Source organism: Bifidobacterium pullorum subsp. gallinarum (assembly GCF_000741215.1).
GTDB classification, from domain to species: domain Bacteria; phylum Actinomycetota; class Actinomycetes; order Actinomycetales; family Bifidobacteriaceae; genus Bifidobacterium; species Bifidobacterium pullorum_B.
Genome location: NZ_JGYX01000004.1, coordinates 1 through 16,946, shown reverse-complemented (window position 1 = coordinate 16,946; position 16,946 = coordinate 1). Strand labels below are relative to the sequence as shown.

At 63.7% G+C, this 16,946-nt stretch carries 11 protein-coding genes and 1 rRNA gene; 11 read left to right on the top strand and 1 reads right to left on the bottom strand.

The annotated features are described in order from the left end of the window. Nucleotides 1–41: 41 nt before the first annotated feature. The 7 genes from guaB to BIGA_RS08990 all read left to right on the top strand — a co-directional run bounded on the left by guaB (nucleotide 42) and on the right by BIGA_RS08990 (nucleotide 9,516). Complete coding sequence (gene guaB, locus BIGA_RS05290; RefSeq protein WP_033507741.1) at nucleotides 42–1,592, top strand: IMP dehydrogenase; 1,551 nt, start codon at nucleotides 42–44, stop codon at nucleotides 1,590–1,592. A gap of 161 nt (nucleotides 1,593–1,753) precedes the next feature. Next, nucleotides 1,754–2,431: an oligoribonuclease gene (orn, locus tag BIGA_RS05285; RefSeq protein WP_033507742.1), complete on the top strand. Its 678-nt coding sequence runs from the start codon at nucleotides 1,754–1,756 to the stop codon at nucleotides 2,429–2,431. Nucleotides 2,432–2,496: 65 nt separating this feature from the next. Beyond that, a complete protein-coding gene (locus tag BIGA_RS05280) occupies nucleotides 2,497–3,906 on the top strand; it encodes a DEAD/DEAH box helicase (RefSeq protein WP_033507743.1) in 1,410 nt (469 codons plus the stop codon). A gap of 113 nt (nucleotides 3,907–4,019) precedes the next feature. Then, on the top strand, nucleotides 4,020–5,873 hold the full coding sequence (locus tag BIGA_RS05275) for an AAA family ATPase (protein WP_081929501.1): 1,854 nt from the start codon (nucleotides 4,020–4,022) through the stop codon (nucleotides 5,871–5,873). Between the two features lie 301 nt (nucleotides 5,874–6,174). After that, nucleotides 6,175–6,600 carry a hypothetical protein gene (locus tag BIGA_RS05270; protein WP_033507745.1) on the top strand — a complete coding sequence of 142 codons (426 nt, stop codon included), beginning with the start codon at nucleotides 6,175–6,177 and terminating at the stop codon, nucleotides 6,598–6,600. Between the two features lie 79 nt (nucleotides 6,601–6,679). Next, complete coding sequence (locus BIGA_RS05265) at nucleotides 6,680–8,473, top strand: proline--tRNA ligase (RefSeq protein WP_033507746.1); 1,794 nt, start codon at nucleotides 6,680–6,682, stop codon at nucleotides 8,471–8,473. A gap of 395 nt (nucleotides 8,474–8,868) precedes the next feature. Then, nucleotides 8,869–9,516: a single-stranded DNA-binding protein gene (locus tag BIGA_RS08990; protein ID WP_237744068.1), complete on the top strand. Its 648-nt coding sequence runs from the start codon at nucleotides 8,869–8,871 to the stop codon at nucleotides 9,514–9,516. A 14-nt stretch (nucleotides 9,517–9,530) separates the two neighbouring features. Here BIGA_RS08990 and BIGA_RS05255 read toward each other — a convergent pair whose 3' ends face one another. Continuing rightward, nucleotides 9,531–11,615, bottom strand: a complete 2,085-nt coding sequence (locus tag BIGA_RS05255; RefSeq protein WP_033507747.1) for a M13 family metallopeptidase — start codon at nucleotides 11,613–11,615, stop codon at nucleotides 9,531–9,533. A gap of 169 nt (nucleotides 11,616–11,784) precedes the next feature. Here BIGA_RS05255 and BIGA_RS05250 point away from each other — a divergent pair, with 169 nt between their 5' ends. The 4 genes from BIGA_RS05250 to BIGA_RS05235 all read left to right on the top strand — a co-directional run bounded on the left by BIGA_RS05250 (nucleotide 11,785) and on the right by BIGA_RS05235 (nucleotide 16,946). After that, nucleotides 11,785–12,606: an HdeD family acid-resistance protein gene (locus BIGA_RS05250; protein WP_033507748.1), complete on the top strand. Its 822-nt coding sequence runs from the start codon at nucleotides 11,785–11,787 to the stop codon at nucleotides 12,604–12,606. A 58-nt stretch (nucleotides 12,607–12,664) separates the two neighbouring features. Then, nucleotides 12,665–13,444, top strand: coding sequence for a type I methionyl aminopeptidase (gene map / locus BIGA_RS05245; protein WP_033507749.1), 780 nt, complete (start codon nucleotides 12,665–12,667; stop codon nucleotides 13,442–13,444). A 236-nt stretch (nucleotides 13,445–13,680) separates the two neighbouring features. Continuing rightward, on the top strand, nucleotides 13,681–14,973 hold the full coding sequence (locus BIGA_RS05240) for a citrate synthase (protein ID WP_033507750.1): 1,293 nt from the start codon (nucleotides 13,681–13,683) through the stop codon (nucleotides 14,971–14,973). Nucleotides 14,974–15,426: 453 nt separating this feature from the next. Beyond that, nucleotides 15,427–16,946: ribosomal RNA gene (locus BIGA_RS05235) — 16S ribosomal RNA — on the top strand.

The window sequence follows — 16,946 nt, the reverse complement described above, 5'->3', positions numbered from 1 at the left end:
CACGGCGGAGCCGTGTCAGTCCCTGCTTTTAGAGTGGGCCTATGGCTACAAATCTTGATATGAACGCGGAATCCGCGTATGCTCCGCTTCCCCCGATTTTCGAAAAGCTCGGGCTTGCCTATGACGACGTGCTGCTGCTGCCGAACGAGACGGATGTCATCCCGTCCGAGGTGGACACCACCACGCATCTGACCCGTGAGATCACGATGAAGGTCCCGATGATCTCCGCCGCCATGGATACCGTCACCGAGGCCGAGATGGCCATCGCCATGGCCCGCAACGGCGGCATCGGCGTGCTGCACCGCAACCTGTCGATCGACGATCAGGCCGCTCAGGTGGATGTGGTCAAGCGTTCCGAATCCGGCATGATCACCAACCCGCTGACCGTGAACCCGGACGTCACCCTGGCCGATCTGGACAAGCTGTGTGGCCGTTTCCACATCTCCGGCCTGCCGGTTGTGGACAAGGAGAACCGTCTGGTCGGCATCATCACCAACCGCGACATGCGTTTCATCCCGTCCGACGATTACGACCATCTCAGGGTTAAGGACGTCATGACCCGCGAGAACCTGGTCACCGGCCCGGCGAACATCTCCAAGGAGGACGCCCACCGCCTGCTCGCCCAGCACAAGGTGGAGAAGCTGCCGCTGATCGACGAGAACGGCAAGCTGGCCGGCCTGATCACCGTCAAGGACTTCGTCAAGACCGAGCAGTACCCGGACGCCACCAAGGACGGCCAGGGCCGTCTGCGCGTGGCCGCCGGCGTCGGCTTCCTCGGCGACGCCTGGCAGCGCGCCTCCGCTCTGATGGAGGCGGGCGTCGACGCGCTCGTGGTCGACACCGCGAACGGCCAGGCCCGTCTGGCGCTCGACATGATCCGTCGCCTGAAGAACGATCCAGCCTTCCGCGACGTGCAGATCATCGGCGGCAACATCGCCACCCGTGAGGGCGCCCAGGCCATGATCGACGCCGGCGCGGACGCCGTCAAGGTCGGCATCGGCCCCGGCTCGATCTGCACCACCCGTGTGGTCGCCGGCGTCGGCGTCCCGCAGCTGACCGCCGTGTACGAGGCAGCGCTGGCCTGCCGCGCCGCGGGCGTGCCCTGCATCGCCGACGGCGGCATCCACTACTCGGGCGACATCGCCAAGGCCCTGGTGGCCGGAGCCAGCTCCGTCATGCTCGGCGGCACGCTGGCCGGCTGCGAGGAGGCCCCGGGCGAGAAGGTGCTCCTGCACGGCAAGCAGTACAAGCTGTACCGCGGCATGGGCTCGCTCGGTGCCATGGCGCCGCGCGGCAAGAAGAGCTACTCGAAGGACCGCTACTTCCAGGCCGACGTGACCAGCAGCGACAAGGTCATCCCGGAGGGCGTCGAGGGCGAGGTGCCGTACCGCGGCCCGCTGAACGCCGTGCTCTACCAGATGATCGGCGGCCTGCACCAGTCGATGTTCTACATCGGCGCGCACAACATCAAGGAGATGTCGGAGCGCGGCCGCTTCGTGCGCATCACCGACGCGGGCCTGCGTGAATCGCACCCGCACGACATCGTGATGACCGCGGAGGCCCCGAACTACTCCGGCTTCCACGCCAACTGATCCGCGGAGGGCGCCGCAGCGGACTGACGGAGTGATTCCGTAAGAAACCCCAGCGCGTGTCCCCGTAAGCCATCTCATCCTCCCCTCCCAGAGGGGAGGATGTTTCATAGGTGATATATAGTGGTCTGTTCCGTACACGTCCGAAGGAAACGAGGCACACGATGGTGGACGCACATGACAACGAGACCTACACGGCGCAGGATTCCCGCCTGATCTGGATCGACTGCGAGATGACCGGCCTGGACATCTTCCATGACGAACTGGTCGAGATCTCCGTGGTCCCCACCGACTTCGACCTGAACGTGCTCGACGAGGGCATCGACTACGTCATCAAGCCCAGCCAGACCGCCGTGGACCAGATGAACGACTTCGTGCGCAGGATGCACACCCACTCCGGGCTGATCAACGAGTGGGAGCATGGCCTGGACGTGGCCGAGGCGGAGTCCAAGGTCATCGAATACGTGCGGCGCTTCACACCCAAGGGCGTGCGCCCGCTGCTGGCCGGCAATTCCGTGGGCTCCGACAAGAAGTTCCTCGACCGTTACATGCCCGGTCTGATGGAGCACCTGCATTACCGTGTCATCGACGTGAGCACCATCAAGGAACTTTCGCGCCGCTGGTATCCGACCGTATACAACCACAAGCCCGCCAAGTACGGCGGCCACCGCGCACTCGCCGACATCATCGAATCGATCGACGAACTGCGCTACTACCGCGACCTGCTGTTCGTGCCCGCGCCCGGCCCCGACGACCGGGCCGCGGCCGATGCCGCCGCGCGCATCGAACAGACGAGCCTGCTGCGCACCTACGAGCGGAACGGCAGTCCGCTGGGGGAGTAGTTCCCGTGGGGAATCGTTGACGGGAGCGTCGGCGATCCCCGGACGATACCGGTGAGGAGGACGGCATGCTGCAATCCGAGGCGATGGCAATCCTGAATGCGGGCGCGAACGTGTTCCTCACCGGTGCGCCCGGTGCGGGCAAGACGTACGTACTTAACGAGTTCATCCGCAACGCCCGCGCCGAGGGCGCCAGCGTGGCCGTCACCGCGTCCACCGGCATCGCCTCCACGCATATCAACGGCCAGACCATCCACTCATGGAGCGGCATCGGCGTGGCCACCGCGCTGACCGAGCCGCTGCTCAAACTCATCCGGTCCCGCCGCCGGCGCAAGATCCAGGACACCGACATCCTCGTCATCGACGAGGTCTCGATGTTGCACGCCTGGCTGTTCGACATGGTCGATCAGGTCTGCCGCATCATCCGGCGTGATCCGCGCCCGTTCGGCGGCATGCAGGTCGTGCTCTCCGGCGACTTCTTCCAGCTGCCGCCGGTCAGCGTCTCCGGGCGGAACAACGACGTCATCGCCCCGGCCCCCGAATTCGTGGCCGCCCGCGAACGCTACGCCAAGGCCGGACGCAACCCGGAGGGCTTCGTCACCGAATCGTTGGTCTGGCCGGAACTGAACCCGACCGTCTGCTACCTGACCGAGCAACATCGCCAGGATACCGGCGAACTGCTCACCGTGCTGACCGACATCCGTCAGGGCAGGGTGGATGACGGCGATCGCATGGTGCTCTCCTCCCGGCTGGGGCTGGAACCCGTGGCCGGCGAGGTGGCCGTGCACCTGTTCCCGGTCAACCGGCAGGCCGACGGCCTGAACGACCTGCGGCTTGCGCAGATCGAGGACGACGAGCACGGGTTCTATGCCGAATCGGCCGGTCCGGTCAACCTGGTGGACCGGTTGAAGAAGAACATGCTCGCGCCGGAGCACCTGGTATTGAAGACCGGGGCCGCCGTGATGGCGCTGCGCAACGACGCCGACCACCAGTACGTCAACGGGTCGATCGGTACGGTGCGCGGGTTCGCGCCCGAATCCAAGGGCGGCTGGCCGATCGTGGAGTTCGAGAACGGCAATATCGTGACGATGAAGCAGGCCTCCTGGGAGATGATGGACGGCGAGACCGTGCTCGCCAGCGTCAAGCAGGTGCCGTTGCGCTGCGCGTGGGCGATCACGATCCACAAGTCGCAGGGCATGACGTTGGACCGGGCCGTGATGGACCTGCGCCGGACGTTCGCGCCCGGCATGGGGTACGTGGCGCTCTCGCGCGTGGAGAGGCTCGACGGCCTGTATCTGGGCGGCGTCAACGACCGTGCGTTCCTGGTCTCGCCCGACGCGGTGATGCTCGATTCGGTCCTGCGCCGCCGATCCGACGCCGCAGCCGGACTCCTGGCCGAGGAGGGCCCCGCCGCCTTCGCACCGCATGCGAACGACCCTGCCGAATCCGACGAATTCGAACAGGCCGAACTGTTCTGATGCCACTGCCGAACCGCAGACGCAGGTAAGGTGGTGCATCGCTGTCGGGAATCCGAAGGGTGGATTGGGACGGGCGTGGCGGATTACACTGGAACCGGAACGGAGGTGCGCTGATGACTGAGCATGCTGGGCGATGTGTGGCGCTGGAATCATGCGGTAACGGGGTGTGGCGTGCGCCGGGTGCGTGCATCGTGGACCGTACCGGTCGCAAACGGTTGCCGATCGGGCATAGCTCGTTCGAAGGCGTGGCTGCCGATTCGGTGTATGTGGATAAGACCCAGCTCATCGCCGATCTGCTGGACAGCAATTACGCGGTCACGCTGTTCTGCCGCCCGCGCAGGTTCGGCAAGTCGTTGAATCTCACGATGATGCGCACGTTCTTCGAACTGCCACCGGACGGGCGCAGTCGTGCGGCGCTGTTTGAGGGAACCGCCGTATGGCAGGCCGACGGCGGCAACTGGCGTGAGCATCAGGGCGTGTATCCGGTGATCAGTCTGAGCATGATTGCCGCCAAAGGGTTGACGTGGGAAGCGACATTCGATTCGCTGAAGCAGATGATCGCCGTTGAATATAACCGTCATGATTATCTGGCGTCCAGCGAACGGTTGAATGACGGGGAGCGCCGTTATTTCCGGCGTATCGCCTCGGGACAGGCGGATACGGGGGATTACAGCGACTCGTTGCGGCGATTGGCGCTGATGCTCAACGAGCATCACCGGCATAAGGTGGTGGTGCTGATCGACGAATACGATGCGCCCGTGATGGCTTCGTATTCCGCGCCGAACGGCGGATATTACGAGGAGGCCGTGGCATTCCTCAAAATCTGGCTGACCGGCACGCTCAAGGACAACGACAACGTGCTGGCCCTCGCCTGCCTGACCGGGGTGCAGCGCATCAGCAAGGAGTCGATTTTCAGCGATCTGAACAATCTGGTGGTGAACACGGCGTTGTCGGATAGGTTCGATGAACGCTACGGCTTCACCGAAGCGGAGGTTTCCGCGCTGCTGAGTTATCTGGGGTTCAGTCGGGATTGCCAGGACACGGCCCGGCAATGGTACGACGGCTATCGTTTCGGCACTCAGGATGTCTACAACCCGTGGAGCGTGCTGAACTATCTCGATAACGACTGCGCGGCGGACAGCTATTGGGGCAACACGTCCGGCAACAGCCTCATCGGCGATTTGCTGCGCCGGGCGGATGCGGACACCTTGCAGCAGGTTTATGACCTCATGCAGCCGGGCGGTGTGGTGACCGCCCCGCTGGACCTGAGCGTGGTATTTCCCGATCTGGGCATCCGAAAGGACGCCGTGTGGTCCATGCTGTATCTGGCCGGCTACCTGACCACCGAGGACACCGGTTTCCCGGGGCAGACCAGATTGCTGCGCCGGCTGCGCATCCCGGATCTGGAAATCGCCGGACTGTACCGTGACGAGATCATCGGTCGGTTCGCCTCGTCCACCGACTCCATGGAGGGCGAGCGGCGCTTGGCCCGGTTCCATGAGGCATTGGCCAAGGGCGATGCTGAGACGTTGAACGCCGAACTGGGCGCGATACTGCGTGATTCCACATCCAGCTTCGATGTGGTATCGGAGAATTCCTGCCATATGCTGCTGATGGGGCTATGCTTCGGCGTTTCCGGCTACGGTGACCCCTTGTCCAACAAGGAGGCCGGATACGGGCGGTATGATCTTCGTTTGGAGCCTGCGTTGCCTGGCACCTTCGGTGCGATGTTCGCGGCGCCTGGGCCAAGGCCGGTGATTACCATCGAGATGAAGTACGTGCGTCCGGCCGATGGCGTGGATGGCAAGACACTCGATGATGAACTGAGAGCCAAAGCTGGCGAGGCGTTGCGGCAGATCACCGAGCGGTGGTATGACGAGCGACTGCCCGATAACGCGCAAGGGCGTCTACGCTGGGGCATCGCCGTGGGCGGTCGCCATTGCGTCGCAATCGCAGAACGGGTGTGAACCTCGGCAGGGAACGAACCGGTACAGCATCGTTCATGGCATGCCGCAGAGTCGAGCCGAGGCTCTTGCCGATTGCCGGTCGGCGCAACAACGATTCTCCGCTACTACACTACGTAGGGGCGGTTTCACCCGCCAACGCCCGCCAATCGCCCGCGTGAACGGTTCCGGGTGTGTGGCGTCGCCGGTTTGACGGTTCGTCGGATAGGATGAACATACCGATACCGATGACGGTCGGTGCCAATGATGGTGCCGTCCGTGGCTGCCGGCGGGCGTTCGCATCGCCGGTGAAGGGAGGCTTGCCATGAAGCGTCTGACGTATGTGTGGTCCACAATCGGCCTGCTGATTCTGTTCGCGGTGTTCCTGATGTTCCAGATGCCGGGCATGCCGGCGTGGGGCACGGTCAAGCTCACCGACATCCTGATGATCATCGGCGGCCTGCTGTTCATCGTGCCGATCTACATGGATTCGCTGCGGCGCAAGAATGGCGACGGCGCGCCGAACCGTTGGGTGTGGGCCACGCTGCCGCCGATCGGCATGGCCGTGGTGTGCGTCGGCATCCTGATCCCGAATGCCGTGGAGTTCTTCTCGCTGTTCCCGCTGGCGGACGTGTTCTACCTGGTCGGCTGCCTGCTGATGCTGCCGATCGTCGTCTACCCGCCGTTCGACCTGAACCGCGAGGAGCTGGAGGAGGAGATCGAGGACATGGAGGAGCATATGGGCCGGTGACGGGAGCCGGTCCCGGCGCGTCCCCTGCTTGTCCCCTCGCGCGAATACCTTGGAACGCATGAGTTCCAAAGCACTTCGTATGTCTACGCTGTTCCTGCGCACGTTGCGCGAGGACCCCGCCGATGCCGACGTCGATTCGGCCAAACTGCTGCAGCGCGCCGGTTATGTCCGCAAGGCCGCGCCCGGCATCTGGACCTGGCTGCCGCTGGGCCTGCGCGTGCTGAACAAGATCGAGAACGTGGTTCGTGAGGAGATGGACCGCATCGGCGCGCAGGAGGTGCACTTCCCGGCGCTGCTGCCGCGCGAGCCGTATGAGGCCACCCACCGCTGGGAGGAGTACGGCGAGAACCTGTTCCGTCTGAAGGACCGCCACCAGGCCGATTACCTGCTGGCCCCGACCCATGAGGAGATGTTCACGCTGCTGGTCAAGGACCTGTACTCCTCGTACAAGGACCTGCCGGTCACGCTCTACCAGATCCAGACCAAGTACCGCGACGAGTTCCGTCCGCGCGCCGGTCTGATCCGCGGCCGCGAGTTCGTGATGAAGGACGCCTACTCGTTCACCATCGACGAGGAGGGCATGAAGAAGGCCTACATGGATGAACGCGGCGCCTACGAGCGCGTGTTCACCCGTCTGGACCTGAAGTACATCCCGGTGTTCGCCATGTCCGGCCCGATGGGCGGCTCGGCCTCCGAGGAGTTCCTGGCGCCGATGCCAATCGGCGAGGACACATTCGCGCTCGCTCCGTCCGGCAAGGCGTGGAACGTGGAGGCGTTGACCACGCCGGAGGTGCCCGAGGTCGACTGCTCGGCCACCCCCGCCATGGTCAAGCGCGAAACCCCGGATTCCAAGACCATCGAGGCGCTGGTCGAAACCGCGAACCGACTGTACCCGCGTGCGGACGGCCGTGAATGGACCGCCGCCGATACGCTCAAGACCGTGGCCGTCACCGTGTTGCATGCCGAGGACGAGGATCACGACAAGCCGTGGCGCGAGGTCGTCGCCGTGGCCGTGCCGGGCGACCGTCAGGTGGATATGAAGCGTCTGGAAGCCCAGTTCGCCCCGTCCGAGCTGGAGGAGGCCACTGAGGCCGACCTCAAGGCGCATCCGGAGCTGGTGGCCGGCTACATGGGCCCGATGATGTTCGGCAAGCAGGCTGAGGCGGCAGGCGTGGCCGAACCGGTGCGGTTCTTCATCGACGCGCATGTGGCCCGTGGCTCCGAGTGGATCATCGGCGGCGACGAACCGGGCAAGCATGCGTTCCACGCCGTCTACGGCCGCGACTTCGAGGCCGACGGCACCGTGGAGGCCGTGGAAGTGCGCCATGGCGACATGAGCCCGGACGGCTCCGGCCCCTTAAGCTTCGAGCGCGGCGTGGAGATCGGCCAGGTGTTCCAGCTGGGCCTGAAGTACTCCAAGGCCCTGGACCTGAAGGTGCTCGACCAGAACGGCAAGACCGTGCCGGTGTGGATGGGCTGCTACGGCATCGGCGTCAGCCGCGTGCTCGCCTGCATCGCCGAAACCCATCATGACGACAAGGGCCTGGTCTGGCCGGCCATCGTGGCGCCCGCCCAGGTGCATGTCATGGCCACCGGCAAGGACGAGGCCGCGTTCGAGGCCGCCGAGAAGCTGGTCGCCGAGTTGGAGGAGCGCGGCATCGAGGTGCTGTATGACGACCGCAGGAAGGTGTCCCCGGGCGTCAAGTTCAAGGACGCCGAGCTGATCGGCGTGCCGCTGATCGCCGTCGCCGGCCGCGACACCGTGAACAACGGCACCATCGAGATCCGCGGCCGTGCCACCGGCGATTCCGAGGCTGTGCCCGCCGCCGACGCCGCCCAGGCGCTCGCCGACAGGCTCGCGGCGCTGATGTAAGACTGACTGCGATTATTCGATGCGATGGCCTCTCTCCCGACCGGAGAGGGGCCATTATGGTATGTCGGATTGCGGGGTTTCCGCGAGGTGGGGTGTCCGAGTAGGCCCCGGCCGCTGCTCCGTGAATCAGATGGGACGGCCTGTGGATGTCAAGCCGGTTATGCACCGGGGTTATCCACAACACGCCCGAAACCGAAGTCTGGGGTCACCAAAGCCTCTCGCCGTTGCGGTCCGCCTGGTTCGGCGCGCATAGTGGGATGCACCGATGAGCCACGGTGCGCAGGAGACGGGACGCTCCTTATCTCTCTCCCTCCACCTCGGTACCCGTACCTGTGCGCCGTGGTTCATGCGGTCCACACCGTTGCGGAAAGGGGATGGACATGGTGCAGTTGGGCGTGGTGACGATTGTGGGGTATGTAGGCAGTGAGCCTGCGATATTCGACAAGGCGAAGGGCGCGATATGCTCGTTTCGTCTGGGGTGCACGCGGGGATATTACGATGCGGCGCATGTCTGGCGCAGCTTTCCGACCACGTGGATCACGGTGAAGACGTTCCGGCGGCTTGCCGAACACGTGCATCGTTCGGTGCGCAAGGGGGACCCGGTTATCGTGACGGGCCAGCTCAACACGGAAGTCTGGACGCAGGAGGATGCGGAACGCAGCCGGCTGGTGATCGAAGCCTCCAGCGTGGGGCATGACCTGAATTGCGGTAACGCCATGTTCTACAAGGATGATAAAACGGCGCGTGGCGTTCAGCGCGATGCCGATTCCGATGGCCGGACGGCGGAATCCGGGGGCAATGTCGGACCTTTGGCTGCGACTTCGGATGCGCCGGCGGCTCCGGTCGAGATCGATGCGGCCGGATACCGGGGCACCGATGCGACGGCACCTCAGACCGCGTCGGAATCATACGGTACGGCGAGGGGCGCGGACGGCGCCATCGATGCGGCGACGAATGTGCGGCAACCGTATACGCATACGGCAGGAGCCGGCCAACTCGCTCCCAATGACGAACAGGAGGAGTTTGCCGACTCCGGATTCTGACGGTTGATGACGCGTTACCAGATGCGCACGCGCTGTTCGGGGTCCAGCCACATCGGGTCTCCGGGCTTGACCTCGAACGCCGTGTAGAACAGATCCACGTTGCGGGCGATGCCGTTGGTGCGGAACTCGGCGGGGGAATGCGGGTCGATCTGCAGATACTGTTCGGCCAGCTCGTCACGCTGCGTGGTGCGCCAGATCGAGGCATAGCTCAGGAAGAAGCGCTGCAGTCCGGTGAATCCGTCCATCACCGGCGACTGCGCCAACGCCTCGGCAATGGCTTCGGGCGAACCGTCGTTCTCGCGTCCCGCGGCCTTGTCCAGTGCGATGGCATAGGCCTTGAGCGCAATGCCGACGCCGCCCAGATCGCCGATGTTCTCGCCGATGGTCAGTGCGCCGTTGACGTGCGGGGCCTGGTCCGGATCATCGGCGTACTTCTCCTGCAGCTGGGTCGGCACGAAGGCGTTGTACTGCTCGATCAGCGCCTTCGTGCGGGCTTCGAAGTTCGCACGGTCCTCATCGGTCCACCAGTTGTTGAGCTTGCCGTCGCCGTCGTACTGGCTGCCCTGATCGTCGAAGCCGTGGCCGATCTCATGGCCGATGACCGCGCCGATGCCGCCGTAGTTCGCGGCGTCCTCCGCCTCGGCATTGAAGAACGGCGGTTGCAGGATGGCCGCCGGGAACACGATGACGTTCATCGAAGGCTCGTAGTAGGCGTTCACGGTCTGCGGGTTCATCAGCCACTCGCCGCGGTCCACGGGCTTGCCGACCTTGGTGAACTGATAGCCGTACTCATACAGGCAGACGGCGCGCATGTTATCCACGATGCCGGCCTCGGACCGGATGTCGAGCGCCGTGTAATCGCGCCAATGGTCCGTGTAGCCGATCATCGGCGTGAACTTGGAGAGCTTCTCCAGGGCCTTGGCCTTGGTCTGCTCGCCCAGCCAGTCGCTGTGTTCGATCGAGACACGGTAGGCGCCGATCAGGTTGGATACCAGGTCCTGCATGCGCTGCTTGGAGCTTTCGGGGAAATGCCGGCGCACGTATTCCTTGCCGACCTCCTCGCCGCATGCGCGGTTGACCAGGGAAACCGCACGCTTCCAGCGGTCGCGCTGCTTCTTGGTGCCGGCCAGCGTCTTGCCGAAGAACTCGAACTGGGCCTCATCGAACTGCTTGCCCAGCAGGGATGCGAACCCGATCAGCAGATGCACGCGCGCCCACAGCTTGAGATCGTCCACATCGGCCCGATCCCAGAACTCATCGAGCCCGGTGAAGAAGCTCGGCTCGCATACGTTGACGTTGGCGAGCACGGTCCTCATATCCACCGGCTGCGCCGCGCTCGCGGGCGAGGCGTCATAGGACGCCTGCCAGGCGTCGGCCCAGGCCGCGATGTCGACATGGGAGAGCATGGCGCACAGCTGATCGAACGAGGTCATGTTGTAGGTTTTCTGCGGATCCCGAACGGCCACGTTATCCCAATGATGCGCCGCGATGCGCGTCTCGACGTCCAGGAAGCGCTTCGCCATGGCGTCGGAGTCGGCGTGATGCTCGGCGTAGCCGGCCAGCCGCAGCAGCGTGGAGACCATATCGACGTAGGCCTGGCGGATCGGCTCGTAACGGTCCTCGCGGTAGTAGGCCTCGTCGGGCAGGCCGATGCCGCCCTGCACCAGATGCAGGATATTGGTATCCGGATCCGCGGGGTCGCCATAGACGCCCATGCCGAACAGGTCGATCTCGTCGCGCGGGTTGAGCGAACCGAGCACGCGGACCAGCGACGCCTTGTCCTCGGCGCCGTCGATCAGGGCCAGGTCCTCGCGGATCGGGTCGATGCCCGCGGCCTCGATGGCGTCGGTGTCCAGGAACGAATGGTACAGAGCCTGGGATTTGGCGGCAGGACAGCCATCCTCGTCCTCGAGGATGTCGCGGATCTGCCGTTCGGCATCCTCGGCGAGTTTGTCGAACGCACCGTAGCGGGAGCGGTCGTCGGGCAGCCGGTACGTGTCGATCCACGGTCCGTTGACGTAACGGAACAGATCGTGGGAGGGTTTGATGACGGAGGAGAACGACGCCGGATCCAGTCCGGAAACCAATGCTGTAGTCATGGTCCCACACTATCCGCGCAAGATGACATTCCCGGCCGAGCGCAAGGGGTACGGGGGAGGAGTCATTCAGCTCATGGCATAGAAATTAGTCACGGTGTCTAACAGATACGACTACGATGGAAGAAAGAAGCGATGCAACGTGCCGCTTCACCAAGTCAAGGAGCATCCCATGTCGGATCAGAACGTCAACGGCCCCGATTCCAACGGCCAACAGCCCGGCAGCCAACCGGAGTATGGAGCATACGCGCCCAATGCGGGCAACCCCAACGCGGCCGGCGACGGGTACGGCGATAACAACCAGTACTACGCCCAGTACACCCAGTACACCTACACCCAGGGCGGCGCCCCGAACGACGGCGGCTATCAGGGATACTCCGGCGGCCCCTACGGGCAGCCCGGCCCGGGCCATCCGGGCGATCCGTTCAAACTGTTCGAGCAGATGCTGCCGCAGCAGGCCAAGAACGCGGTGCGGGCCCTGTACGGCGTCATCGGCGTGGCCGCGGTCGTGCTCGGCCTGGCGCTGCTGCTGTGGCCCAGCCATACGTTGGTCATCGCGGCGGTGCTGCTCGGCATCTACTTCGTGGTCTCCGGCGTCATCCGCATCGTCTCGTCCATCGTGGAACTCGGCCTGCCGGCGGGCTGGCGCGTGCTGAACGTCTTCGTCGGCATCCTGCTGTCCATCGGCGGCGTGGTGGTGTTGAAGAACGCCGCCCTGTCCGGCACCACCATGCTGGTCATGATCACACTGGTGGTCGGCATCGGCTGGATCATCGAGGGCGTCACCGCCCTGCTGGAATCCTGGAAGCTGCCGCAATCCGGCTGGTCGGTGCTGTACGCCATCGTCTCGGTGATCGCCGGCCTGATCGTCCTGTTCGCCCCGTTGAGCTCGGCCATGTGGCTGATGGTCTTCGGCGGCATCGCCCTGATCGTGATGGGCGTCGCCTCCGTCGTGCGCGCCTTCAGCTTCGGCCGCACGCCGAAGGCCAGGTAAGCGGAACGATGATGCCGATGGTGTCCATATGTTGGGCGCGCGAAGTAAGGTAGCAAGCATGATCGAACTGAAGACACCATCGGAAATCGAAGCGATGAAGCCCGCCGGCCGTTTCGTGGCCGGCATCCTGACCGACCTGAAGGCCATGACCAAGGTCGGCACCAATCTGCTGGAGATTGACGACTTCGTGCGTCGCCGCATCGAAAGCCGCAAGGGCGCGGAATCCTGCTACGTGGATTACGCCCCCGACTTCGGCACCGGTCCGTTCGCCCACTACATCTGCACCTCCGTCAACGACGCGGTGCTGCACGGCGTGCCGTACGACTACGCGCTGAAGGACGGCGACCTGCTGAGCCTCGACCTGGCGATCAGCGTGGACGGCTGGGTGGCCGACTCCGCCATCAGCTTCGTGGTCGGCGAGAAGAAGGACCCCGAGGACCTGCGCCTGATCAAGTGCACCGAGGAGGCGCTCGCCGCCGCCATCGACGCCGCGCAGTCCGGCAACCGCTTGGGTGATGTGTCCTGCGCCGTCGGCGATGTGGCCCGCTCCTACGGCTACCCGATCAACCTGGAGTTCGGCGGCCACGGCGTCGGCCACATCATGCACGGCGACCCGCATGTGCCCAACGACGGCAAGGCCCACCACGGCTACAAGCTGCGTCCGGGCCTGGTCATCGCCATCGAACCGTGGTTCCTCAAGACCACCGACGAGATCTACCAGGATCCCAAGGACGGCTGGACCCTCAAGTCCTCCGACGGCTCGCGCGGCGCGCACAGCGAGCACACGATCGCCATCACCGACAACGGCCCGATCATCCTGACCGCCCGCGACGAGTGACGGCTGCCGGGCGCCGCCGCATACGGCTGGGCGCTCGGAGGATGGCCATCTGTCAAGACAACCCGAGCCGGGGCGTGCTCACGTTTGTTACGATGAGCGCGCCCCGGCTTTCGTATACGCCGGCGTGGGGCATGACGGCAACCAGCCAAACGGTGTGATAACGGAACAGGAATCGGGTCCGTCGGCGGCAGGACGCCGTTTGCGGGCCGGATACAGTCGTGGAAAGGCGCACACATATGGCAACAGCACAACTCAACGTGGATTCGGCCAGCTTTACCCTGCCGGTGGTCAAGGCCACCTCGGGCCCGGACGGCATTGTGGTGTCGCGGTTGCGCAACGACGGCTGGGTCACGCTCGACCCGGGATTCCTGACCACGGCGCAGTGCGAGTCGAAGATCACGTTCATCGACGGGAACAATTCGATCCTGCGATACCGCGGGTATCCGATCGAGCAGCTGTGCGAGCAGTCGGATTTCCTGGAGGTCGCGTGGCTGCTGGCGAAGGGGGAGCTGCCGAGCCGTGAGGAGTATGACCGGTTCTGCACGAAGATCAACCACCGGACGATGGTCGGTGAGGACTTCCGCACGTTCATGGGCTCGTTCCCACGTTCCTCGCACCCGATGAGCGTGCTCGCCTCGGCGATCAACGCGCTGGCCACCTTCCACCCCGAGACCTGCACCATCGACGATCCCGAACAGCTGGATGAGGCCGCGGTCAATATCATGGCCAAGGCGCGCACGATCGTCAGCTATATCTTCCGGCGTCGGCATGACGAGCCGATGCTGTACCCGGATTATGCGCGCGGTTATGTGGACGATTTCCTGCGCATGTGTTTCGCCGTGCCGTATGAGCCGTTCGAATCCGATCCGCTGTATGTGCATGCGCTCGGCCGTCTGCTGATCATCCACGCGGATCATGAGCAGAACTGTTCGACATCGGTGGTGCGCATCGCCGGTTCCGCGCATGCGAACCTGTATTCGGCGGTGGCCGCCGGCATCAACGCGCTGTCCGGTCCGTTGCATGGCGGTGCGAACGAGGCGGTGCTGCGTCAGCTGGAGGCGATCCGCGATTCCGGCAAGACCGTCCGCGAGTTTGTGGAATGGGCCAAGGACAGCGGCCACCGTATCTCCGGTCTCGGGCATCGTGTCTACAAGTCGTACGATCCGCGCGCGGCGATTGCCCGCGGTTATCTGGAGAAGATCCTGGAGCGTGAGGATACGCTGGATCTGCCGGCGGGGGAGCGCTCGTTGTTCGAGATCGCGACCGAGCTGGAGGATATCGCCTCGCACGACGAGTATTTCGTCTCCCGGCACCTGTACCCGAACGTCGATTTCTACACCGGCCTGATCTATCGGGCGATCGGCTTCGATTCGGCGATGTTCACGACGTTGTTCGCGTTGGGCCGTATCCCGGGGTGGATCGCCCAGTACCGGGAGATGCTCGCCGATCCGAATACCAGGATCGGCCGCCCGCGTCAGGTGTATACCGGTCACGCGCAACGCGACTATGTGCCGTTCGATCAGCGGTGAGCATCGGGTTACATCTTGACGACACGCCGGTGAACTTCGATTCCGCATGTGTTTTCCGAGCGGAAACCACGATATTCTGGTAGTGGAAACGGCTTTGAAGCCCTATTTCGACACGCCGAAGGAACCGTGGAATATCAACGGTTCCTCAGGTTTTCGTGTCCTTCGATTTGCATGAACGGACGCATCGGGGTAAATTCATATCTCGCTGCTCAGCACGGCGGCCTCCTCTCCGAGAGATGAGGAAGTCTGCTGGTGCGGTGGTGGTTTGAGAACTCAAGAGCGTGTTTGTACTACTTTGTAGAGTCATTTTGATTGCCAGTCCGATTCCCGCTCCTTTGTTGGGAGTGGCCGAGGGGCCTTGATGGGGGTCGGGGTTTTGTGTGGATCGTTTTCCTTATAAACGGTCTCGTCAATTATGTTTGGAGTCATCGTTCGGATGTCTTCGCAAGGTTTTTTGTGGAGGGTTCGATTCTGGCTCAGGATGAACGCTGGCGGCGTGCTTAACACATGCAAGTCGAACGGGATCCCTGGCGCTTGCGCCGGGGTGAGAGTGGCGAACGGGTGAGTAATGCGTGACCAACCTGCCCCATGCACCGGAATAGCTCCTGGAAACGGGTGGTAATGCCGGATGCTCCAGATGACCGCATGGGATTCTGGGAAAGCTTTTGCGGCATGGGATGGGGTCGCGTCCTATCAGCTTGTTGGTGGGGTGATGGCCCACCAAGGCTTCGACGGGTAGCCGGCCTGAGAGGGCGACCGGCCACATTGGGACTGAGATACGGCCCAGACTCCTACGGGAGGCAGCAGTGGGGAATATTGCGCAATGGGCGAAAGCCTGACGCAGCGACGCCGCGTGCGGGATGGAGGCCTTCGGGTTGTAAACCGCTTTTATCGGGGAGCAAGCGAGAGTGAGTGTACCCGTTGAATAAGCACCGGCTAACTACGTGCCAGCAGCCGCGGTAATACGTAGGGTGCAAGCGTTATCCGGATTTATTGGGCGTAAAGGGCTCGTAGGCGGTTCGTCGCGTCTGGTGTGAAAGTCCATCGCTTAACGGTGGATCTGCGCCGGGTACGGGCGGGCTGGAGTGCGGCAGGGGAGACTGGAATTCCCGGTGTAACGGTGGAATGTGTAGATATCGGGAAGAACACCAATGGCGAAGGCAGGTCTCTGGGCCGTTACTGACGCTGAGGAGCGAAAGCGTGGGGAGCGAACAGGATTAGATACCCTGGTAGTCCACGCCGTAAACGGTGGATGCTGGATGTGGGGCCCTTTCCACGGGTTCCGTGTCGGAGCTAACGCGTTAAGCATCCCGCCTGGGGAGTACGGCCGCAAGGCTAAAACTCAAAGAAATTGACGGGGGCCCGCACAAGCGGCGGAGCATGCGGATTAATTCGATGCAACGCGAAGAACCTTACCTGGGCTTGACATGTTCCCGACGACCTCAGAGATGGGGTTTCCCTTCGGGGCGGGTTCACAGGTGGTGCATGGTCGTCGTCAGCTCGTGTCGTGAGATGTTGGGTTAAGTCCCGCAACGAGCGCAACCCTCGCCCCGTGTTGCCAGCGCGTCATGGCGGGAACTCACGGGGGACCGCCGGGGTTAACCCGGAGGAAGGCGGGGATGACGTCAGATCATCATGCCCCTTACGTCCAGGGCTTCACGCATGCTACAATGGCCGGTACAACGGGATGCGACATGGCGACATGGAGCGGATCCCTGAAAACCGGTCTCAGTTCGGATCGCAGTCTGCAACTCGACTGCGTGAAGGCGGAGTCGCTAGTAATCGCGAATCAGCAACGTCGCGGTGAATGCGTTCCCGGGCCTTGTACACACCGCCCGTCAAGTCATGAAAGTGGGCAGCACCCGAAGCCGGTGGCCTAACCCTTGTGGGGGGAGCCGTCTAAGGTGAGGCTCGTGATTGGGACTAAGTCGTAACAAGGTAGCCGTACCGGAAGGTGCGGCTGGATCACCTCC

Coding starts and splice junctions, on each gene's coding strand:
- BIGA_RS05270 (WP_033507745.1), top strand. CDS start 6,175: ATGAAGCGTCTGACGTATGTGTGGTCCACAATCGGCCTGCTGATTCTG.
- BIGA_RS05250 (WP_033507748.1), top strand. CDS start 11,785: ATGTCGGATCAGAACGTCAACGGCCCCGATTCCAACGGCCAACAGCCC.
- BIGA_RS05280 (WP_033507743.1), top strand. CDS start 2,497: ATGCTGCAATCCGAGGCGATGGCAATCCTGAATGCGGGCGCGAACGTG.
- map (WP_033507749.1), top strand. CDS start 12,665: ATGATCGAACTGAAGACACCATCGGAAATCGAAGCGATGAAGCCCGCC.
- BIGA_RS05275 (WP_081929501.1), top strand. CDS start 4,020: ATGACTGAGCATGCTGGGCGATGTGTGGCGCTGGAATCATGCGGTAAC.
- BIGA_RS05240 (WP_033507750.1), top strand. CDS start 13,681: ATGGCAACAGCACAACTCAACGTGGATTCGGCCAGCTTTACCCTGCCG.
- guaB (WP_033507741.1), top strand. CDS start 42: ATGGCTACAAATCTTGATATGAACGCGGAATCCGCGTATGCTCCGCTT.
- BIGA_RS05255 (WP_033507747.1), bottom strand. CDS start 11,615: ATGACTACAGCATTGGTTTCCGGACTGGATCCGGCGTCGTTCTCCTCC.
- BIGA_RS05265 (WP_033507746.1), top strand. CDS start 6,680: ATGTCTACGCTGTTCCTGCGCACGTTGCGCGAGGACCCCGCCGATGCC.
- orn (WP_033507742.1), top strand. CDS start 1,754: ATGGTGGACGCACATGACAACGAGACCTACACGGCGCAGGATTCCCGC.